Source organism: Streptococcus thalassemiae, from assembly GCF_903645285.1.
GTDB lineage: Bacteria > Bacillota > Bacilli > Lactobacillales > Streptococcaceae > Streptococcus > Streptococcus thalassemiae.
Window position 1 is genome coordinate 456,131 of the sequence record NZ_CAHJXN010000002.1, and the last position, 22,163, is coordinate 478,293.

General features: G+C 35.7%; 19 protein-coding genes and 2 tRNA genes. 5 read left to right on the forward strand and 16 right to left on the reverse strand.

Translation table 11 applies throughout. The features are described from left to right. Positions 1-8: 8 nt before the first annotated feature. The 9 genes from mreD to yfmF are packed head-to-tail and all read right to left on the reverse strand — an operon-like array spanning position 9 to position 7,776. The gene (gene mreD, locus HWX15_RS04675) at positions 9-503 is read right to left on the reverse strand and encodes a rod shape-determining protein MreD (RefSeq protein WP_061654453.1); all 495 of its coding nucleotides are present in this window, start codon (positions 501-503) and stop codon (positions 9-11) included. Next, on the reverse strand, positions 503-1,321 hold the full coding sequence (mreC, locus tag HWX15_RS04680; protein ID WP_061654451.1) for a rod shape-determining protein MreC: 819 nt from the start codon (positions 1,319-1,321) through the stop codon (positions 503-505). The genes mreD and mreC overlap by 1 nt, the downstream gene beginning before the upstream one ends. A 58-nt stretch (positions 1,322-1,379) precedes the next feature. Next, a complete protein-coding gene (locus HWX15_RS04685) occupies positions 1,380-2,174 on the reverse strand; it encodes an energy-coupling factor transporter transmembrane component T family protein (protein WP_020902295.1) in 795 nt (264 codons plus the stop codon). After that, positions 2,167-3,006: an energy-coupling factor transporter ATPase gene (locus HWX15_RS04690; protein WP_175880408.1), complete on the reverse strand. Its 840-nt coding sequence runs from the start codon at positions 3,004-3,006 to the stop codon at positions 2,167-2,169. Before HWX15_RS04690 ends, HWX15_RS04685 begins: the two co-directional genes overlap by 8 nt. Next, the gene (locus tag HWX15_RS04695) at positions 2,991-3,818 is read right to left on the reverse strand and encodes an energy-coupling factor ABC transporter ATP-binding protein (RefSeq protein WP_000835727.1); all 828 of its coding nucleotides are present in this window, start codon (positions 3,816-3,818) and stop codon (positions 2,991-2,993) included. The genes HWX15_RS04690 and HWX15_RS04695 overlap by 16 nt, the downstream gene beginning before the upstream one ends. Beyond that, complete coding sequence (gene pgsA / locus HWX15_RS04700; protein ID WP_000712139.1) at positions 3,815-4,360, reverse strand: CDP-diacylglycerol--glycerol-3-phosphate 3-phosphatidyltransferase; 546 nt, start codon at positions 4,358-4,360, stop codon at positions 3,815-3,817. The genes HWX15_RS04695 and pgsA overlap by 4 nt, the downstream gene beginning before the upstream one ends. Before the next feature lie 10 nt (positions 4,361-4,370). Then, positions 4,371-5,204: a cytoskeleton protein RodZ gene (gene rodZ / locus HWX15_RS04705; RefSeq protein WP_001227964.1), complete on the reverse strand. Its 834-nt coding sequence runs from the start codon at positions 5,202-5,204 to the stop codon at positions 4,371-4,373. Between the two features lie 41 nt (positions 5,205-5,245). Beyond that, positions 5,246-6,529, reverse strand: coding sequence for an EF-P 5-aminopentanol modification-associated protein YfmH (gene yfmH, locus HWX15_RS04710; RefSeq protein ID WP_175880409.1), 1,284 nt, complete (start codon positions 6,527-6,529; stop codon positions 5,246-5,248). Continuing rightward, positions 6,526-7,776: an EF-P 5-aminopentanol modification-associated protein YfmF gene (gene yfmF / locus HWX15_RS04715; RefSeq protein WP_175880410.1), complete on the reverse strand. Its 1,251-nt coding sequence runs from the start codon at positions 7,774-7,776 to the stop codon at positions 6,526-6,528. Before yfmF ends, yfmH begins: the two co-directional genes overlap by 4 nt. 158 nt (positions 7,777-7,934) lie before the next feature. On the opposite strand from yfmF, the gene yaaA reads away from it, so the two are divergent. Then, positions 7,935-8,303, forward strand: a complete 369-nt coding sequence (yaaA, locus tag HWX15_RS04720) for a S4 domain-containing protein YaaA (RefSeq protein WP_175880411.1) — start codon at positions 7,935-7,937, stop codon at positions 8,301-8,303. Positions 8,304-8,305: 2 nt separating this feature from the next. Next, positions 8,306-9,397, forward strand: a complete 1,092-nt coding sequence (recF, locus tag HWX15_RS04725) for a DNA replication/repair protein RecF (protein ID WP_175880412.1) — start codon at positions 8,306-8,308, stop codon at positions 9,395-9,397. Positions 9,398-9,454: 57 nt separating this feature from the next. Here recF and guaB read toward each other — a convergent pair whose 3' ends face one another. After that, positions 9,455-10,933: an IMP dehydrogenase gene (guaB, locus tag HWX15_RS04730; RefSeq protein WP_000073402.1), complete on the reverse strand. Its 1,479-nt coding sequence runs from the start codon at positions 10,931-10,933 to the stop codon at positions 9,455-9,457. A 103-nt stretch (positions 10,934-11,036) separates the two neighbouring features. After that, positions 11,037-12,062 carry a tryptophan--tRNA ligase gene (trpS, locus tag HWX15_RS04735; protein WP_175880413.1) on the reverse strand — a complete coding sequence of 342 codons (1,026 nt, stop codon included), beginning with the start codon at positions 12,060-12,062 and terminating at the stop codon, positions 11,037-11,039. Between the two features lie 205 nt (positions 12,063-12,267). Between trpS and HWX15_RS04740 the strand changes: the two genes are divergently transcribed. After that, the gene (locus tag HWX15_RS04740; RefSeq protein WP_000958774.1) at positions 12,268-13,890 is read left to right on the forward strand and encodes an ATP-binding cassette domain-containing protein; all 1,623 of its coding nucleotides are present in this window, start codon (positions 12,268-12,270) and stop codon (positions 13,888-13,890) included. Positions 13,891-13,951: 61 nt separating this feature from the next. Beyond that, positions 13,952-16,495 (forward strand): YfhO family protein, encoded by a 2,544-nt coding sequence (locus HWX15_RS04745; protein ID WP_175880414.1) that lies wholly within the window; start codon positions 13,952-13,954, stop codon positions 16,493-16,495. Positions 16,496-16,523: 28 nt separating this feature from the next. On the opposite strand, the gene HWX15_RS04750 is transcribed toward HWX15_RS04745, so the two are convergent. Beyond that, the gene (locus HWX15_RS04750) at positions 16,524-19,166 is read right to left on the reverse strand and encodes a YhgE/Pip domain-containing protein (protein WP_175880415.1); all 2,643 of its coding nucleotides are present in this window, start codon (positions 19,164-19,166) and stop codon (positions 16,524-16,526) included. Positions 19,167-19,293: 127 nt separating this feature from the next. On the opposite strand from HWX15_RS04750, the gene HWX15_RS04755 reads away from it, so the two are divergent. Then, complete coding sequence (locus HWX15_RS04755; protein ID WP_001158275.1) at positions 19,294-19,836, forward strand: TetR/AcrR family transcriptional regulator; 543 nt, start codon at positions 19,294-19,296, stop codon at positions 19,834-19,836. Positions 19,837-19,876: 40 nt separating this feature from the next. Here the strand turns inward: HWX15_RS04755 and HWX15_RS04760 are convergent. The 4 genes from HWX15_RS04760 to comD form a co-directional block, all read right to left on the reverse strand. Next, positions 19,877-19,950 (reverse strand) — tRNA-Asn (locus tag HWX15_RS04760). Between the two features lie 5 nt (positions 19,951-19,955). Continuing rightward, a tRNA-Glu gene (locus HWX15_RS04765) sits at positions 19,956-20,027 on the reverse strand. 51 nt (positions 20,028-20,078) lie between these two features. Next, positions 20,079-20,831 carry a competence system response regulator transcription factor ComE gene (comE, locus tag HWX15_RS04770; RefSeq protein ID WP_000866065.1) on the reverse strand — a complete coding sequence of 251 codons (753 nt, stop codon included), beginning with the start codon at positions 20,829-20,831 and terminating at the stop codon, positions 20,079-20,081. Further along, the gene (gene comD, locus HWX15_RS04775) at positions 20,828-22,153 is read right to left on the reverse strand and encodes a competence system sensor histidine kinase ComD (RefSeq protein WP_175880416.1); all 1,326 of its coding nucleotides are present in this window, start codon (positions 22,151-22,153) and stop codon (positions 20,828-20,830) included. The genes comE and comD overlap by 4 nt, the downstream gene beginning before the upstream one ends. Positions 22,154-22,163: the final 10 nt, after the last annotated feature.

The window sequence follows — 22,163 nt, forward strand, 5'->3', positions numbered from 1 at the left end:
TGTCGTTCTTATAGATAATATTTTTCAAAAATAAATTGAAAAACAGTAATCCATAAAAAATTTAAAATCATCGTCGGTACCAAGCTATAGACTATAAAAATCGACATGTTATCCACTGTCAACCCTACCATAAAAGCCAAAAGATAACTACCCATTTCAAACAGGAATGTCAGTACAATCATAGAGAGCATTCGTGTCCAACGATTCAATAAAATAACACTATTCAATTTATGAAGAAAGGCTCCCAATAAGATAAATAAGAGAGTTGCAATCCCTATTAGATGGAAAAAGTAAACATCGTAAACCAAGCCTATCACAAAACAATAGACTAGGTAGAGATATTCTGATACTTCTATCGTCTCAAATAAGAGAAATAGAAAAAGAAAATGACTAGCTAAATGTACATGGGGGAAAAATGAGCCCAGAAGCTGGCTAATATGGGCGTCAATTAGAACAAAGAAAGGGAGCAATAAAAACACTCCAACCCGCTTCAACTGTCTCATTATGAATTCCCCACTAATTCTATCACATCCACATTATGAGTATCTGCACTCAATTTAACAGTTACTTCTCGTGTCAAATAGTCTGTACTATGCGTTGTGGCAACCACTTCACCTACAGGAATATCAGCAACGTTAAAGTTTCCTAATCCACCTGTTGTTACCTTATCGCCTGTACTAATATCGCTATTACTATTTAATTGACTAATTTTAAGAACTTCATTTTCCTTGTCGTAGCCAACAATAATTCCATAAATTGTAGTAGTGCCGTGTTGAATTTTAACAGAAATCTTATCAGCATTTTCCGTATTTGTCAGAAGGTTGACCATAGTAGAGTTGTCCTCCACTTTTGAAACACTCCCAATCAAGCCACCATTTGCAATAGCTAACATGTTCTCAGAAGCACCTTTTGATCTACCTGCATCTAAGGTCAACTCCTGCTTCCAAGATACCGGAGAACGCATAATAACATCTGCTGCTAAAGTCTTTGTGGCTTGCAATTTAGACTTCATATCAAGCAATTGGCGCAGTTGTTCATTTTCCGTCTTTAAACTTTCCGCCTCATTTGATTTGACTTCTAACTGGTAAATCTGTTTCTTCAAACTTTCATTTTCATTATATGTTCGTGTCAAATGAGCCAAATCTGATTTGACAGAATCAAACCACCGAAAAGGTTTTTGCACAACTCTATCAACCAATGAGATCCCATCTCCTAATTTTGTCACAATTGTACTTGAATAAGTCGTCGCTAAGAGAGCTGAGACAAGCAGAACAGTGACAAAAACAATAATGACATATTTTGATTTTTTAAAACGGTTCATATCCCTACCTTTATATCAAAAACTGTTACAGTAACTTTTTATCAATTCCTGAAAGCTACTAAGATTTTAAGAAAAATAAGCAACAACCAAGTACGATAATAACAAGAATAGTCAGCGTATCCTTTCGAGTCCATTTCAGTTGTCGGTATTGACTTCTACCTTTTCCACCCTGATAACCACGCGCTTCCATGGCGATAGCCAAGGAATCTGCACGTTTTAAACTTGTTGCAAAAAGAGGAATCAAAATAGGAATCATCGCCTTTACTTTTTGAACGATGCTTCCTTCACCAAAATCCACTCCACGCGCTTTCTGTGCATTCATAATCCGCGTCGTATCATCCATTAAGGTCGGAACAAAACGTAGACTCATGGACAGCATCAAACCAATTTCATGAACTGGAACTTTCACACGCTTTAAAGGTGCTAATAAAGCTTCGACAGCTGATGCCAAACTTAAGGGCATGGTCGTTAAGGTTAACAAAGTTGAAAAGAAAATAATCAATACAAAACGACAAAAAATAATCCCAGCTTGTTGCAAAGCATAATCTGTGATTCTCACAAACGAAAACTCAAATAACACATTCCCATTAGAAATGAAAAATAGTTGAAAAATAGTTGTGAAGGCAATCAAGAAAAACATAGACTTCAAGCCCTGAATAAAAAATGAAAGAGATACTCCTGACAAGGCAATAAATATCCCTGTCGCTATAAAAAGAATTAGATTCGTCAAGGGATTATTAGCCCAAAAAACGATCAAAATTAGTAACATCATAGCAAGCAATTTGCTACGTGGATCCAATCGGTGAACAATCGAATCCCCTGGGATATAACGCCCCAAAATCATACTATCCATTTAGCGACTCCTTGAACTCCTCTATCTTAATCGGTAATCGTTTAAATGACACGCCTCTATCAGCCAATCGTTTACAGAAAGCCGTAATCTTAGGTACTCCCAACTGCACTTCTTCCATAAAAACAACATCTTGAAAGACATCACTCGGTTTACCACCCTTAACCAAACGTCCCTTTTCCATTACATAGACTTGATTCGCATATTCAGCAACATCATCCATCAAATGCGTTACCAAGACGATGGTCATCCCTGACTGGTGGAGTTTTTTGAACAAATTCATCAACTCTTTTCTACCCAGAGGATCTAGGCCAGCTGTTGGCTCATCTAAGACTAATATAGCTGGCTCCATGGCAAGTATGCCTGCAATGGCAACACGTCTCATTTGTCCCCCTGACAACTCAAACGGACTGCGATTAAAAAGTGATTCATCAATTCCAACCAGAGCCAGTTTCTCACGCGCAATCTTCTCCGCATCTTCTTCAGAAACTCCAAAATTTTGCGGTCCAAAAGCAACGTCTTTCAAAACCGTTTCTTCAAAAATCTGATTTTCAGCAAACTGAAATACCAAGCCAACCTGTTTTCTAATTTGACGAATATCTTTATTTTTAGAAGTCGAGGTGATTAAGGTATCAAAAACTCGCACACTCCCTTGACTTGGAACTAATAAACCATTTAATAGTTGTAAAATAGTTGATTTGCCACTACCTGTATGGCCAATTAAAGCCGTATAAGAACCATCTTCAATCGTCAAAGAAACATTCGACAAAGCTGCTGAAGCTAAGGGAGTCCCTTCTTGATATATAAAATTCACATTTTCTAGAGCAATTCCCATAGCTTATCCTCTAGCTCACTTTCTGTCAAATAATTTTCAGGTAAATCATAGCCATTCTGGCTCAAAGAATGTTTTAATTGATTGGCAAAAGGATCGTCTAATCCAATTTGATCTAAATCATTTCGAGAGAAAAGTTCTCTTGGGCTACTAGTTGATTCAATTTCCCCTTTTTTCATGACCAATACGCGGTCACTCATGGCAACTTCTTCCAAATCATGGGTAATAGAAATGACCGTCATATCATAGTCTTTCCGAATTCCCTGTACTGTCTCAATCAGTTCTCTACGCCCCTCAGGGTCCAACATACTCGTTGCTTCATCTAAGATTAAAATAGCTGGTCTTAGGGCTACAACGCCTGCAATGGCCACACGTTGCTTTTGGCCACCTGATAGACGCGCCGGCTCTCTCTTTTTAAAGTCTAACATGCCAACTAAAGCCAGAGCTTCTTCCACTCTCTTTTTCATTTCTTGACGAGAAAGGCCCTGATTTTCCAAACCAAAAGCAACATCATCTTCAACAGTCGCTCCAACAAATTGATTGTCTGGATTTTGAAAAACCATACCGATTTGACGACGTATATTCCAAACATTTTCCTCAGTCAGCCGTTGGCCATCAATTACAATCTCTCCGGATTCTGCTTCCAGTAAGCCATCAATTAAGCGAACCGTCGTTGATTTACCACTACCATTATGCCCTACAATCGAAAGCCATTCTCCACGTTTCACGTGAAACGTAATATCTTTCACATCATAGTATTCCTGACTTTCCTTATAGCGAAAAGAAAGATTTTTTACATCAATTATTGATTTCATTTCGAACCAAATGTCCCTTTAAATACATAAGCACTACCCTTGAAATAATCATAGCCAGAGTAGATAGTGAAAAACAAGGCTACATAAAGTAGAACTTGACCAAGCAAAGTCCAATGTAATAGCAAGAAAATAATGGCAAACATCTGACTGAAAGTTTTAATTTTTCCAGGCATTGCCGCTGCTAAAACCGTTCCGCCAGTTTCAACCAGTAAAAGCCTTAAACCTGTCACAGCCAACTCACGACAGATGATTACTGCAACAATCCAAGCAGGAGCCATACCTAACTCAATCAGCATAATAAAAGCCGACATAACTAGTAGTTTATCCGCCATAGGATCTGCAAATTTACCGAAATTACTGACTACATTCCATTTACGAGCTAAATATCCATCTAAATAGTCGGTAATACTGGCAACAGCAAAGATAATAGCTGCCACTATATGACTCTCTGTCGAATTTCCTATCGTTAAAACAAAGATAAAAATAGGTATAAAGAGAATTCGACCTATTGTTAAGAGATTGGGAATTTGTTCTTTTTTCATTCGTTTTTCCTTAATTTTTAGTAAAGGTTACAGTGATTTGTCCAGTCTGAGCTGTTAATTTCGATAAATCAACAGTCTGATTATCTACTGTCAAAGCAACACCTTTTACAACACCTAACGTAATGGTTACAGGATTTTTTGTTGCAACTGTTGCTTCTGCACTTTTCTTCTCTGGCGATAAGGTTACACCGCCCTCAAGTTCGCTTTCTGAAATGCTGACCCAACTTGTAACATCTGAAACTGCCAATTGCAATTTAACTGTTTCCTTACTTGTCTTATAAGCTATGTCTACATGATTTCCTTCGCCTGATACACTTATAGCTGATTCTACACTAGAAGAACTGCTAGATGAACTACTACTTGAGGAGTGGGGAACAGAGCTAGTTGAACTTGTTGATTGAACCACACTGTAATTAGAAAGAGAAGGTCCCTCTGGTTGAGTTTGAATATAGTTCCAAACATAATAGGTCACAAAAATTAAAATCGATAAGGCAAAAAGGATAAAATAAAATAAAGGTAAAAATGATGTTTTTTTCTTCTTTTTCTTACTTGAACGCCTACGACCTGTCAACTCGTCTTCATCAACATCTACTTCCTCATAAGTAATCATACTCCCAGAATCATAAGCATCCAAAACAATTTGATCATCTAACTCAACAGCCCATGCATATTTTCTCAAGAAAGAACGCGTGTAAAAAGGACTTGGAAGTTGATCGAAATCGTCTGCTTCCATTGCTTCCAACATATCTAACTGGATTTCTGTCTTTTTCTGCAATTCATCTAAACTCAATCCCTGATTGATTCTAGCTAATCGTAAAACCTCACCAATTGTTTTTTTCCTCATACTTGTCATCCCTTCTTTCTAGTGTCTATTATGATAGGTTACTACGATGGGAATATTGTAAAATCAACTATGTCACCATCATCTATTAAGTGATGTCCTGCTTCAAGGACATCCTCTAAAGTAATTTCCTGTAAAATTTTCGGTAAATCAAAAATTGTCTCACCATGTTCAAAAGCATCATATTGCGTTGCAATAAATTCAAGAGAGTTCATGCTACTGAAAAATTCTCCAAACATCTCTCTTTTGATAATATCTAAATGATCCTCTGTAATATCTAAATCCTTTGTAAAATTACGAATGGCCTTCCTAAATTGATGAGATAAAGCAACTGGCTCTTTCGCATCCATTGTCAACATAACAAAATGAAAGCGACTTGTAACTTCAACTTCAAGAGATAAGGATGTGTCAATTTTACCTGATTCATATAATTTTTGAAAACGATCCGAAGTCCAACCAAACATCATTGCAAACAATAATTTTAATAAAATATGATGTCGATAGCAATCCGCCTCAGCAACTTCTCGCTTACCTCTAACTCCAATCGCTAGTTTGGGAGAAGATACTTCCATTCTCATACTGTCTGTTTGCTTTACAGCCTGTAAAACAAATTTTTCTCTTACTACTTCCTGAACATCTAAATCTTTCCGTTCTTTTCTTTCAAAATAGTCCTGTACTTGATCCACATCAAAATTGCCAACTAAAAACAGAGACATGTTTACAGGTTTGTAAAACTTTGTAAAATTTTCTTGCAAATTCGTTAGATAGATTTGGGAAATGGACTCCTCACTTCCAACTATATCAGTTGCTAAAGGAGTACCAGGATACAAATTCGCTAAGGTTGAAAAGAATAAACACGAATCTGGATCATCTTGATACATTTCTCGTTCTTGCTGGATAATATCCTGCTCTCTCAAAATGGAAGCTTCAGTAAAGTGTGCTGATGTTACCAATTCATCAAGTAAATCTAAATTCTCTAAGAGATAATCCGTCGATGAAAAAAGATAGTTTGTTTTTGTAAAGCTTGTAAAGGCATTGCTATCTGCACCTAGACTCGTAAAAGCTGACATCAAATCGCTAGAATCTTCTCTCTCAAATAATTTATGTTCAAGAAAATGAGCAATTCCTCCAGGATATTGTTTTACATCTCCGTCAACTTCTGTGACAAGCGTATCTACCGAACCAAACTGAACAGTGACACTCCCGTAAACCTCTTTAAATTCCTTTTTAGGCATAAGAGCAACTGTCAATCCGTTGGCCAAACGAGTTCGATAAACCATTTCTTTTACAGCTGGATAGTATTTTTCTTCAAAAACAACCTTTGTCATTCTATTCCTTCCATAAAGTAAATCGCCTGTAGTTTCACATTATTAGCTGCTCTACAAATAGCATCTTTGTCAACTTGCTCGAGTTTTGCAATCCAACCTTTAAAGTCTGCTGAAGATTTTCCAAGTAAAGCATTTTGATAAGCACGTTCAATCAATGAACTTTGATTATCTTGAGAAAGTAACAAAGACCGACGAATCATTTCTTTGGTCTGCTCTAACTCAAGCTCTGTAAAATATCCTTTTTTTAAATCAATCAGTTGATTATTCATCATTTTACGAACCTGGTTACGATTCTCTCGATTGATACCAGCATACATCCTCAAGAATCCACTAAACAAATCGAGCTGACTTGAAATAGTATAAGCCAATCCAGCATTTTCACGGACATTTGTAAAGAGTTTAGAATGAGCAAATTCACCAAGTAAACCATTCATTACAATCATGGGTAAATGTTGCTCATCACCATATTCAGAAGAGCAATGATAACCTAATTCCAAAATGGATTGTCCCACATTTTTCCGAACCATACCTTCTTGTAGTATATTGGAATAAGGTTGACAATACTGAACCTTCACATCTCCTTTTCGACCTTTAAAGGCAAATGATTCTAATACATTTTGAATTTCAACCTCATTAAAATCACCCAGGAAAAAGAAATCTATTCGATCATTGGTCAAAAATTCTTGGAAACAAGAATAAGAACTTTGTGGAGTTTCAGCTAAAATACGATTTCGTAAATCACTATATTCCAATTGAAGACGTTCATCATAAAAAAATAATTTATCCAATTCTTTATGTGCGAAATAAAAAGAATCATCCATATCAGCTGCTAAACTTGCTAGCAATTGTTTTTTCTCAATTTCAAATAAGACCGAATCAAAGCCATTATCAACTACTACGGGTGAAAAAAGAGTTTCTTTTACAAATTCCAAAACCTGAGAAGTTAGAACATTTTTCCTACTTAAAAACTCATCACGAACATAGGTAAATGTCAATTCTACAATGTGACTTTGCCCTCTTCTGAAACAATTGGTTGACATATCTGTACCGTATAGACTGGCCAAATGTCTTCTCAAATTTTGAGAAGTGGGATACATCTGATTAGCAGTCTCTAGCATACTCGCACTCAACATGCGACCTGCAATCGTATCAAGGGATAATGGAGCGGTAAAACGCACGGTGATTTTGTTCGTTTTAAACTTTTTTGATTGGATAAAATGTGTTGAAATTCCATGCACTAACTCCATGATTTACCTCCTTATATACAGACTTCTATTATATCACGAAAACCTGAAATTTTCTTGTTCTCTGTAACACTTTTGAAATAAAAATCGCTTACATTACTCCCTGTTTCTCTCACTATTTTTAGGAAAATATGGTATAATACCAAAGATTGAGGTGAATTATGGAATACAAATTATTTGAAGAATTTATTACCCTCCAAGCACTACTCAAAGAACTTGGAATTACACATAGCGGAGGAGCTATTAAATCCTTTCTCTCTGAACATTCTGTTTACTTTAATGGGGAATTAGAGAGTCGTCGTGGTAAAAAACTTCGTATTGGCGATAAGGTTGACATCCCTGACATGAACATTGACATCTTGTTGACACAACCTACTTCTGAAGAACAGGATGAATACCAAGCTGATAAAGTTGAAAAAGAACGAATCGCTAAACTCGTTAAAGAGATGAATAAGGGAGTAAAAAAAGACAACTCGAAACCTGATTCATCACCCAAAAGCAGACAAGCTCCGCGATTCCCTGGTAGATAATCATGTGGCTACAAAACCTATATCTCAAGACTTTTCGTAATTACAAAGAGACGAAAATAGACTTTAATCCTAAATTGAATGTCTTTTTGGGACGGAATGCACAAGGAAAAACAAACATGTTAGAGGCTATCTATTTTTTAGCCTTAACGCGTAGTCATCGAACTCGAACAGATAAAAATCTCATTCATTTTGATGAGGAACAACTTCATCTTTCAGGTCTCGTTCAGAAAAAAACTGGATTCATTCCCCTAGAAATAGAACTAACACAAAAAGGCCGGGTGACAAAAGTTAATCATTTAAAACAGGCACGACTTTCAGATTACGTAGGACACATGAATGTTGTCTTATTTGCTCCTGAAGATTTACAACTAATTAAAGGAGCGCCTTCAGTTCGACGAAAATTCATTGATATGGAGCTTGGACAAATCAAGCCCATCTATTTATCAGATTTAACCAATTATAACCATATTCTTAAGCAAAGAAACACTTATCTAAAATCAGCTCAAACAATAGATGAAACCTTCCTTTCAGTACTAGATGATCAGCTAGTTGATTATGGATGTCGTGTGATGAATCACCGCTTAGATTTCATAAAAAAACTAGAGCATTTTGGTCGTAAGAAACATTTTGAACTTTCTAATCAGATTGAAGAATTGTCAATATCCTATCAATCTTCTGTAAAGATAACTGACAAAGAAGACTTATCAGAATCTTTCAAAATTGCTTTAGAAAAAAGTAGATCCAGAGATTTATTTAAAAAGAATACTGGTGTCGGTCCTCATCGAGATGACATTTCTTTTTATATAAATGGGATGGATGCTAGTTTCGGAAGTCAAGGTCAACATCGTAGTCTCGTCCTCTCGATAAAATTAGCAGAAATCGAATTAATGGAAAGCATTACTACAGAATCTCCAATATTACTGCTTGACGATGTTATGAGCGAACTTGACAACACTAGACAACTAAAATTATTAGAAACGATTTCTCATTCAATCCAAACCTTTATCACAACAACCAGCTTAGATCATCTTCAAAATCTGCCAAAAAATCTAAGTATCTTCACTATTCAGGATGGTAAAGTTTTTGTAAATTAAAATTGACAACATTGTAAAAGAACTCCTGTTTCCACGGGAGTTCTTTTCATTGTTTTTTTACATAGAATAATTTGGTGCCTCATTAGTAATTTGTACATCATGAGGATGGCTTTCTTTCAAACCAGCACCAGACATTTCAATAAATTGAGCATTATCGTGTAGTTCTTTAAGGTTAGCTGCACCACAGTAACCCATACCAGAGCGAATACCACCAATCATTTGGAAAACAATATCAGCTGCCGCTCCTTTATAAGCAACACGACCTTCAATTCCTTCTGGAACAAGTTTGTTTGCTTCATTGACAGAACCTTGGAAGTAACGATCGCTTGAACCTTTCTTCATAGCAGCAATTGATCCCATACCACGGTAAGTCTTGAATTTACGTCCTTGGAAGATTTCAGTTTCGCCTGGAGCTTCATCAGTTCCAGCAAACATAGATCCAAGCATAACAGCGTTTCCACCAGCAGCAAGAGCTTTTACAATATCTCCAGAATACTTGATTCCACCATCAGCAATGATCGTTTTTCCATATTCACGCGCAACAGCTGCAGCATCATAGATAGCTGTTACTTGTGGAACACCAACACCAGCAATTACACGAGTAGTACAGATAGAACCTGGTCCAATACCAACCTTAACAACGTCTACACCTGCTTCATAAAGGGCACGTGCACCTTCAGCAGTAGCAATATTTCCAGCAATCAAAGTACGATCTGGGAAGTGAGCACGAATCTCAGCAATTTTACGCAAGACACCTGCAGAATGACCATGTGCAGTATCAATAACAATCGCATCCGCTCCTGCTTCAAAAAGAGCCTCTGCACGTTCAAATGTATCTGAAGTAACACCTACTGCACCTGCAACTAGTAGACGACCAAACTCATCTTTAGCAGCATTTGGAAACTCAATAACTTTTTCAATATCTTTGATAGTAATCAAACCAGAAAGACGACCTTCTTCATCTACCAACGGAAGCTTTTCAATACGGTGTTCTTGAAGAATGCTCTCAGCTATTGCAAGATCTGTACCCACAGGAGCAGTCACAAGATTTTCACTAGTCATATGGTTTGAAATTGGTTGGTTATAATCTGAAATAAAACGAAGATCTCGGTTTGTCAAAATACCAACCAATTTACGATTTTCAAGTGTTTCAACAACTGGAACACCACTGATGCGGTAACGTCCCATAAGCTCATCTGCTTCAGCAATTGTATGTTCAGGCGTCAAGAAGAACGGATCAATAATAACTCCATTTTCAGAACGTTTTACCTTACGAACCTCGTCTGCTTGTTGAGCAATTGACATGTTTTTATGGATAACTCCGAGACCGCCTGCACGAGCAATAGCAATGGCCATTTGACTCTCTGTAACTGTGTCCATGGCAGCGGTAATAATTGGGATATTTAAAGTCAGATTATCTGCCAATTTAGTTGTTAAATCTGCATCGTTAGGCAACACATGACTTTCAGCTGGAATAAGCAATACATCATCAAAGGTAAAACCTTTTTTCAAAAATTTAGTGTCCCAATTAGACATTCGAAGTTTCCTCTTTTCTTTCTTTTTGAGCTTGACTCTTTTTATATTGTATCTATCATACCATTCTATAAAAATTTGTCAAATGTTACAGGGGTAAATAAACTTAGTTAAAGTAATGAAGTCCCATTGCTCCTTTAACTTCAGATAGGGTTTGACCCGCAACTTCACGCGCTCTTTCACTACCTTTTTGAAGCATATTATAAACTTCTCCCATATCCTTAGCAAATTCGATACGGCGCTCACGAATAGGACCCAGTTCACGTTCTAATATTTCAAGTAGATAACGCTTGGTCTTCACATCACCAAGACCACCTCGTTGATAATGTTCTTTCATTTCAGCAATTTCTTGAGCATCTTCTGGGCGACCAAAAACATCTAGATAATGGAAAACCATATTTCCTTCAATTTTACCTGGATCTTCCACTCGAATATGATCTGGATCTGTATACATACTCATCACTTTTTTACGCAAAGTATCCGCATCATCAGCTAAATAAATACCGTTATTAAGTGATTTAGACATTTTAGCATTTCCATCCAAACCAGGCAAACGCCCTGCTCTCTCATTTTCTGGATAAATACCTTCTGGTTCCACCAAGACATCACAGTTATACGCATTATTAAAAGAACGAACAATCTCGCGAGTTTGCTCAATCATTGGTTTCTGATCTGTCCCAACAGGAACATAATTAGCTTTGAAAGCAGTAATGTCAGCTGCTTGAGCGATTGGATAAACCAAAAATCCCGTTGGAATACTTTCTCCAAATCCCTTTTGAGCAATCTCTGTTTTTACTGTCGGATTTCGTTCCAAACGAGCTAGTGACACCAAATTCATATAATACATAGACAACTCAGCTAATTCTGGAATTTGACTTTGAATAAAGATAGTTGATTTATTCGGATCCAATCCAACTGCAAGATAATCCAAAGCCACATTTCCAATAGACTCTACAATGGTTTGAGGATCTTTGGCGTGATCTGTCAAGGCTTGTTGGTCAGCCAAGAACACAAACATGTCATACTTATCCTCTTCCTGTAATAATACTCGATTTTTGAGACTTCCAACATAATGTCCAATATGCAATTTGCCTGTTGGACGGTCTCCTGTTAAAATAATGGGTTTAGTCATTTTGTTCTCCTTCGACATAGTCACTTCAATTATAGCATTTTTTTAATGAAATAACCGCAATTTATTAAAATAAATCAACCTTGCTATTTACTGCTTTTTGTAAAGAGAGTTGTAAACATAATTTACACAAAATTGACAGATAAAAATTTGAATATTTCCGTATTTTCTAGTAGAATAAATATATTACACATATAGGAGAAAAACATTGCTTACAGTATCTGATGTTTCACTACGTTTTAGTGATCGTAAACTTTTTGATGATGTCAATATCAAATTTACAGAAGGAAATACTTATGGATTAATCGGTGCTAATGGTGCCGGAAAATCAACCTTTTTAAAAATTTTAGCTGGAGATATCGAACCTACTACTGGTCACATCTCTCTTGGTCCAGATGAACGTCTCTCTGTTCTTCGTCAAAATCACTTTGACTATGAAGATGAACGTGCCATTGATGTCGTTATCATGGGAAATGAAAAACTTTATAGCATCATGAAAGAGAAGGATGCCATCTACATGAAGGAAGATTTCTCAGACGAAGATGGAGTGCGTGCTGCCGAACTTGAAGGAGAGTTTGCCGAGCTTGGAGGCTGGGAAGCAGAAAGTGAAGCCTCTCAACTACTTCAAAACCTAAACATTCCAGAAGAATTGCACTACCAAAATATGAGCGAATTGGCCAATGGTGAGAAAGTAAAGGTTCTCCTCGCCAAAGCACTTTTTGGTAAACCAGATGTTCTTCTTTTGGACGAGCCTACTAACGGTTTGGATATCCAATCTATTACTTGGCTAGAAGACTTCTTGATTGACTTTGATAACACCGTTATCGTAGTATCCCATGATCGCCACTTCTTAAACAAAGTATGTACTCACATGGCCGACCTTGACTTTGGAAAAATCAAACTCTATGTCGGAAACTACGACTTCTGGAAGGAATCTTCTGAGCTTGCTGCTAAATTGCTAGCAGACCGTAATGCTAAAGCAGAAGAAAAAATTAAGCAATTGCAAGAATTCGTTGCTCGTTTCTCTGCCAATGCTTCTAAATCAAGACAAGCAACCTCACGTAAGAAAATGCTTGACAAGATTGAGCTAGAAGAGATTGTGCCATCTAGTCGTAAATATCCATTTATTAACTTTAAAGCAGAACGTGAGATCGGTAATGATCTCTTGACAGTAGAAAATCTAACTGTAAAGATTGATGGTGAAACTATTTTAGATAATATCAGCTTTATCTTGCGTCCAGGTGATAAAACAGCACTTATCGGACAAAATGACATCCAAACGACTGCATTGATTCGTGCAATCATGGGGGACATTGACTATGAAGGAACTGTCAAGTGGGGAGTAACTACTAGCCGTTCTTACTTGCCAAAAGATAACTCGGCAGATTTTGCAGGAGGAGAGTCAATCCTTGACTGGTTGCGTCAATTTGCAAGTAAAGAGGAAGATGACAATACTTTCCTACGCGGTTTCCTCGGCCGTATGCTCTTCTCTGGAGATGAAGTTAACAAACCTGTAAACGTCTTATCAGGAGGAGAAAAAGTTCGTGTCATGCTTTCAAAACTCATGCTCTTGAAATCAAATGTGCTTGTCCTCGATGATCCAACCAATCACTTGGACTTGGAATCTATCTCAAGTTTAAACGACGGATTGAAAAACTTTAAAGAATCAATCATCTTTGCCAGTCATGACCACGAGTTTATTCAAACTTTGGCTAACCATATCATTGTCTTGTCTAAAAATGGCGTCATCGATCGTATTGATGAAACCTATGATGAATTCCTAGAAAATGCAGAAGTACAAGCAAAAGTTAAAGAACTTTGGAAAGACTAAATAAAACTTCAAAACTCAGTTGGGTTAACCAGCTGAGTTTTCTAACATTTTATGAGGTAACATGAAATCATTTTTTAAAACATATTGGACCTATTTTGTTTCTTTCATCATTCCCATAATTATTATGATAGGAGTATATCTATCTCAAGGTATCTACTGGAATAGCGACAACTCTCCTCTATTAGGAGATGGCTTTCATCAATACGTTATTTTTGATGTAGCTTTACGAAATATCCTATATGGAAATGGTAGTTTGTTTTACACCTTTACAAGTGGCCTCGGATTGAATTTCTATGCCCTATCTAGTTATTACTTGGGTAGTTTCCTTTCACCACTAGTTTACTTTTTTGATCTAACGAATATGCCAGATGCTGTCTATCTGACAACTCTCTTAAAATTTGGATTGATTGGTCTGTCAACTTATTTTAGTTTAAACAAATTATTTCAATCGATTCCTAAGCCTTTAAAACTAGCTTTATCTACTTCATATGCTCTGATGAGTTTCTCTGTCAGTCAATTAGAGATAAAAACCTGGCTAGATGTTTTTATCTTGATTCCTTTAATTATCACTGGTTTACACCTACTTATAACTGAAAAGAAATTCTTATTATACTTTACAAGTCTGTCAATCTTATTTATCCAAAACTATTATTTTGGCTACATGGCAGCATTGTTTCTTATTTTCTGGTATCTCTGTCAAATTTCTTGGAACTTTAAAACTCGAAAATCATCTTTTCTTGATTTCATAATCACCTCCATTTTAGCTGGTATGGCTAGTTTGATTATGACTCTTCCCACTCTGTTTGATTTACAGACACATGGGGAAAAATTAACTGAAGTTACAAAGTTTCAAACTGAAAGTAGCTGGTATCTTGATCTCTTTGCTAAGCAATTCATCGGTTCCTTTGATACAACAAAGTATGGGGCCATCCCAATGATTTTTGTTGGACTACTTCCCTTTATTTTGACCATTTTATTTTTTACGCTGAAATCCATTACGTTTCACGTGAAACTTATCTATGCAATTTTCTTTGCATTTCTAATTGCCAGCTTTTATATAGAAGCTCTTGATTTATTTTGGCAAGGTATGCATACTCCAAATATGTTTTTACATCGCTATTCTTGGATTTTTTCTACCTTGTTAATTTACACAGCAGCAGAAGTCTTAAAGCGTCTGAAAGAACTTAAAGTCTGGAATTTTTTAGTTTCGCTTTTTCTTCTAGTAACAGGATTTTTAGCTACCATCTATCTAAAATCGCATTATTCTTTTTTAACAGATTTGAATATTCTGCTTACTCTTGAATTTTTGGTTGTCTATTCTCTTTTACTCCTTGCAGTTATCAAAAAGTTTATCTCTGTAAATCTATTTGCCATTCTAATCTCTTTATTTATAATGGTTGAAATGAGTTTAAATGCTTCATCTCAAATAGACGGAATTGCTAAAGAATGGGGTTTTGCTTCTCGAAGTTCATATAATCGAGATATCCCAGCTATGGAATCTTTCTCAACATATATTGGAAATTCATTTACTCGTACTGAGAAACTAGAAACTCAAACAGGAAATGACAGTATGAAATTCAACTACAATGGAATCTCTCAATTTTCATCTGTTCGAAATCGTTCAGCAAGCTCTACTTTGGATAAACTTGGGTTTAAATCATCTGGGACTAATCTCAATCTCCGTTATGCCAATAATAGTATTTTGGCTGATAGTTTATTTGGTATCCAGTACAATATCTCAGAAAATCCTATTGATAAGTATGGTTTCCAAGATATATATCAAAAAGATAATCTTACCCTATATGAAAATCAATTCTCTCTTCCGATTGCATTTGCTAGTCAATCTGTTTACAATGATGTCAAGTTCAATGAACACACTTTGGATAATCAAGCCTCGTTTTTAAATCAACTTGCTAACGTCGATTTTGATTATTTTTCTCCAATCCCTTATGACAAAACAGAAAATACTAATGATTTGATTAGTGTTACAAGTTCTTCAAATGAGGATGCAGCAATCCAGTATCAAATTGAAGTACCAGAAAACAGCCAAGTTTATCTTTCTTTCACAAACCTTCACTTTTCTAATGACAAACAAAAGAAGGTTGACATCCTTGTAAATGGTGAAAAAAAGACTTTTACAACTGATAATGTCTTCTCCTTCTTTAATCTAGGATATACTAAAGAGAAAAAAACTTTCAATATTCATGTTAGTTTCCCTGGAAATTCACAAGTATCATTTGAATCTCCTACCTTCTACCGTTTAGATACCCAAACTTTAACTGAGGCAATTCAAAAAATTAAAGAACAGCCTGTAACAGTATCAACTTCTAAAAACAAGGTTTTTGCTAGATATGATGTTAAACAAGACACGTCCATTTTCTTCACCATTCCTTATGATAAAGGTTGGTCTGCCTACCAAGATGGTAAGAAAATAGAAATTAAACAAGCTCAAACTGGTTTTATGAAAGTTGATGTTCCTAAGGGAAAAGGAACTATTACACTTTCCTTTATTCCCAATGGTTTTATTATTGGAGCAATCTGTTCCTTTACTTCTCTTTTACTATTTGGAATCTATAATCACAAACGAAAGTCATCTAAGACATAAAAAATCGACCAGTTAATCGGTCGATTTTTTAATCTTCTTCCATTTTCTTAGGTTGATAGGCTAGCATACCTAAACCAATAAATAGTACTAATATAACGGCAAGGAAAATGACTTGATGATGAATATTTCCTGTCATAGAGATTGTTTGTCGTAGTCCAGAAACTGAATAACTCATTGGTAACCAAGGATTGATGGCTCTAAAGAAATCATTTGTCAAAGCAAGTGGGTAAGTACCTGCACTTGATGCTAACTGTAATAAAAGCAAAATAAGAGAAAAGAAAGCTCCTATACGGCTATTCCATGTTGTTAAAGCTGTCACCATAGACATGAATACTAAACTTGTTAAGATGATGAGAATAAATGTTTTCATTTCATGATTAGCAGTTAGACCAATAAGATGAACTCCTCCATATACCAAAATCCCTGCTAAAACAGCTATAATACCATTTATTTCAGCTCGAGATTTCAACCAAGCCCAACGGCTCTCTGGATGACGTCCTGAAGGTAGCTTCGCAAAGATCATATTCGTTGATATTGCTGCAACAAAGAGAGCAACTGATATCATATAAGGAGCCATTGCGATTCCATTTACATGAACTTGGTCATTGTCTGTTTTGGAAAGATTGAGTGGATTTGACAAAATCTCTGCATTTTGAGATTCCGTAGATGCTGATTTGAGTTGATCACTAGCATTACTTAGTCCTTGTCCTAAAGAAGCAGCTCCTGTCTGTAAACCTTCCAATCCAGAAGTTAACTTTGTTCCACCTTCTGCTAGTTTCCCAGCTCCATCTGCCAATTTATTAGCTCCACTTTCTAATTGAGAAGCACCTGAAATTAACTGACTGGATTTGTCAGCTAGTTGGCTAGATCCTGACTGCAATTTATCAACTCCTGCTATCAATTCTTGACTCTTTTGATTCAATTGACTGGAGCCAGTTGATAATTTTTCAATACCAGACACTAATTCTGGAGTTTTTTCAACTAATTGACCAACTCCTGCTGTCAAGCTAGAAGATTTTTGTGTCAAGGTAGTTGAGCCTGAAACTAGTTGATCCAAACTACCTGTCAAGGTGGAATTCTTTTCACTTAGTTGACTTGCGCCTTGAGAAACTTTATCAACACCTGCAGTATATTCCTTTACACCCGATGTAATAGACTGACTGGCAGGAACTAATTTACTAGAAACAGCTCCTTGTATCTCTGTTAATCCACTTGACAATCCTGTCAAAGAAGTAGAAGCAAGCGGTAATACTTGATTAGCTTGATTTTTTAGTGTTGAAAGATTAGAAGATTGATTTTGTAAGTTTTCCAAACTTCCCTGTAAACCTTGTACTAAAGCTACAATTGACTGAGCCGATTGAATACTATCAGTCGAATTTTGAGATACAGAAGCACTTATCTCAGCTTGTTGCTCACTTGTCAATGATTGATAAGCTGCTGTCGATTGAATATTGGCTAATGTAGTTGCTTTTTCAGACTGAGCACTTACTAACATTTGATTAGAAAGAGATGCTATACTTGATAAAACAGAATCTAATTGTTTTGTATCTCCAACATCAATACTTTGAATGGCTTGATTTAACTGATTTAGACCAGAAGATAATTGAGCAATTTGATCTTTTTGCTCAGATGAAGCATCTAACTTGCTAGAAAGTTGTTGAATTCCTTCACTTAATTGCTCTACCCCTATTCGAAGTGTAGCTGATTGACTAGATAACTGATTAGCTCCTGTTACAAGATTTCCCACTCCGTTTGTATAGGCACTGACACCAGATGAAAATTGATTAAGACCAGCATTGAGATGAGAAACACCGCCAGTATAGGACTCTACACCAGTATATAGTTGATTGATTCCTCTTACTAATTCAGGACTTTTAGAAGATAATTGACCTAATCCGCTATCTAATTGACTCACTACACCAGTATATGTAACTAAACCACTATTAAAATTCCCTAAGCCAAGATGAAGTTGTTCAACACCAGAGACATAAGCAGATAATCCTTTAGTAAACTGCTCCGTTCCATTTGAAAATGTTAAACTTGAAGCTGATAAAGAGTGTAGGTTAGTAGTTAATGTTTGACTTCCTGCCACTAACTGATTCGCTCCATCAGTTAATTTTTCACTACCTGAAGCTGCTTGACTCATACCATCCTTTAAATCGACCATTTTGTTAAATAAGGCTTTAGTATAGGTCTCAGTTACATTGGTAGAAACATTCTGCTTTAATTGTATCATAGCAGAATCACTCATTTTGCTTGCAATAAAACTATGACCACTTGAAGTCTGATAATCAATTTGCATTTGCTCTGGATGATCCGTTAAAATAGAAGCTGCTTTTTCAGATAAATCACTTGGTAAAGTTACTACCATATAGTAATCGCCATCTTCCAATCCCTTCTTTCCTTCCTCTTCATCCACGAAATGAAAATCCAAGGTTTTATTTTCTTTTAAATTGGACACCATGTCTTTTCCTATTGTCATGGTATTACCGTTATAGGAAGCATCTTTATCATTATTGACAACTGCCACAGGTAAGTCAGACAATTGACCATATGGATCCCACATTGATGACAAAAATATGATATTGTACAGAGCTGGAATAAGAGAAATCCCTATCATGACAATAATAAAGGTTGGTTTTTTAAAAATTGCTTTCCATTCTTTAAACATAGTTTCTCCTTTTTTACACATATTGTCTAAAATTTTGATATAATAGATTATACATTAAAAAATCTAAATTACAAGATAAAAAATCCATTTTTAGACATATGGTCTAATTTGTTTACAAGGAGGAAATATGCAAGAAAGTAACAAACGCTTAAAAACAAAGCGAACTATTGAAAATGCTATGGTACAGCTACTAATGGAACAACCATTTGATCAAATTTCTACTGTCAAGCTAGCAGAAAAAGCCGGAATTAGTCGTTCCAGCTTCTATACGCACTATAAGGATAAGTATGATATGATTGAGCATTATCAAAGCAAGCTATTCCATACATTTGAATATATTTTTCAAAAACATGCTCATCACAAAAGAGACGCTATTTTAGAAGTCTTTGAATATCTAGAGTCAGAACCACTTCTGGCTGCCCTTCTTTCTGAAAATGGGACTAAAGAAATCCAAAATTTCTTACGAAATAAACTTCATATCATGCTCAGTACAGATTTACAAAAGCGATTTATGCAACTGAATCTTAATACCACTGAATTAGAATATAGTAGCATCTATCTAACTCATGCACTTTTTGGTGTCTGCCAAACTTGGATTGCACACGGAAAAAAAGAAAGTCCTCAAGAAATAACAGACTTCCTTATGAAGATGCTTGGTGATACAAATTGATACAAAAAGAGGAACACAGCTGTGTTCCCTTTTATCTATACTCCGCCAGTAGGACTCGAACCTACGACATCATGATTAACAGTCATGCGCTACTACCAACTGAGCTATGGCGGATAAAATAGTCCGTACGGGATTCGAACCCGTGTTACCGCCGTGAAAAGGCGGTGTCTTAACCCCTTGACCAACGGACCTTCTATCTGTAGCAGATATAACCATTATATCAATTTCTTGCTAATTGTCAATCACTTTTGAGATTTTTTCTCTAAAATATCTTTTAATTTTCTAATTTTTAATCTTGAAATAGGACAACGATGGTCTTCATAGAAAACAATTTCTAAGTTTTTTCGATCAATCTCTCTGATATTGCCTATATTTACCAAAAATGACTTATGAGGAGAATAAAATCGCTGAGTATGTTTGTCCTTTTCCTGAATATCTGTCATGGTACCATAGAACTCTTTTGCAAAATTCTTACCAATAATGCGCAATTTATGAGAGACTCCTGTTGTTTCAATATACAAAATATCATGGTAAGGAATTTTTAAATCATTTCCCTTGTAATTGTAGTCGAAATAATCTACAACATCTTCATTTTCAAGTAACATACTCTTCGTGTAGAAGATATTTTGCTCAATTCGCTTCTTAAACATCTCATCGTTGATATCCTTATCAACAAAATCTAAGGCTGATACCTGGTATTTATAGGTTAGAGTCGCAAACTCTGATCGACTGGTGATAAAGACGATAATAGCGTAAGGATTGTAATGACGAATGAGTTGAGCCACTTCAAATCCCTTTTTCTCAATTCCATGAATATCGATATCTAGGAAATAAAGCTGATTTACTTCATCATTTTCAATGTATTCTTCAAATTCACGGACTTTTCCTGTTGTCTTGTATGATATTGGAATATTCGATTCTTTCGAAATTTCATCCAATATTCTCTCTAGTCTCACTTGATGTTCAATAACATCCTCTAAAATTAAAACTTTCATTCAAATTCCCTCTTAAATCTAATAATTTGTCTAAATGTACTGCCTTCCATCTCTGTTTCTAAAATGATATTGTTGTACTTATCTAGTAGTTCTTTCACATTATTTAATCCTACCCCGCGATTTCTTCCCTTAGTGGAGAATCCTAAAGCAAATAGATCTCCTGAAGGAGTCATCGTCATTTTACATGAATTCTGAATCACAATAACTGTTTCAGTTTCCATCTTAATAACTGCTACTTCCATCTGCTTTTTATAACTATCGGCTGATCCTTCGACAGCATTGTTCAATAAAACGCTCATGATACGAACCAAATCCAATAGTTCAATTGGAAGCTTGATAATCGTATCTTTTACTTCCAGTGTAAACTCTACACCATTATTTCGAGCATAGACAATGGACTGAGCAACCAAACTTCGTAAAGCTGAATCTTCTATGTTGTTCAAGTCAAAGTAAGTATACTTATCTGAACGCAATTTATGATTTGCTTTGACCAAAACTTCATTGTAAACTCTGTCAATTTCCTGTAAATCACCACTGTCAATTGCCATCTGCATGCTGACAAGCATTCCAGCATAGTCATGTCGAAAACCACGGATTTCATTATACAGTCCGACAATTTCATCTGTATAATTCTGTAAATGTTTCTGTTCAAATTTCTTCTGCTTCAACGCAATCTCTTTTTCTATTTGTTCTTTATGCGAATTCATTGCAAAGAAGGTCAAAAGGAGAGAAATAAAGACAATAGATGACAAAATACTTCCAAAACTATTCAAATGTTTAATCGTACTTACCATATCTGAAACGAAAGATGCAGTATGGAGCAGTAGTAAAGCAAAAAATACTTTTTTCAAGAAGGGATAAAGGTAGTCCTTATCAAAATAGTTTAGTTCTAGATGGAAATAATGAATGATTGTTACGATAACGACATAGGTCAATACCGTTACAACGAAAAAGAATGGGTAATAATATTGTAAAACAAAATTGTCTCCTGTTAGAGAGGAGAAAGTTACGGACAGAAAGTTATGAGTACTCTCATATAAAAGAGCTAGTAGTAAACTTAGGAATAATCCTCTATCCCTCTCATACTGTTTCATCCATCGAAAATAGGAATATAAGCCCAAAGGAAGTAAAAATGTTGCAGTCCCTAACCCATCCAAATTTAGAAGATAAAAGGAAAGTTCAAGTACTACTTCTACTAGTAATGTATAAGCACCAAAAACGTATAGCTCTTTTCTATTTATTTGACCTTTACAAATTAAATGGTAACTGTAACTAATAATTAAAAAATGACCAATAACTGTCCCAAATCCAAGTAAATTCATTACTCTTTCT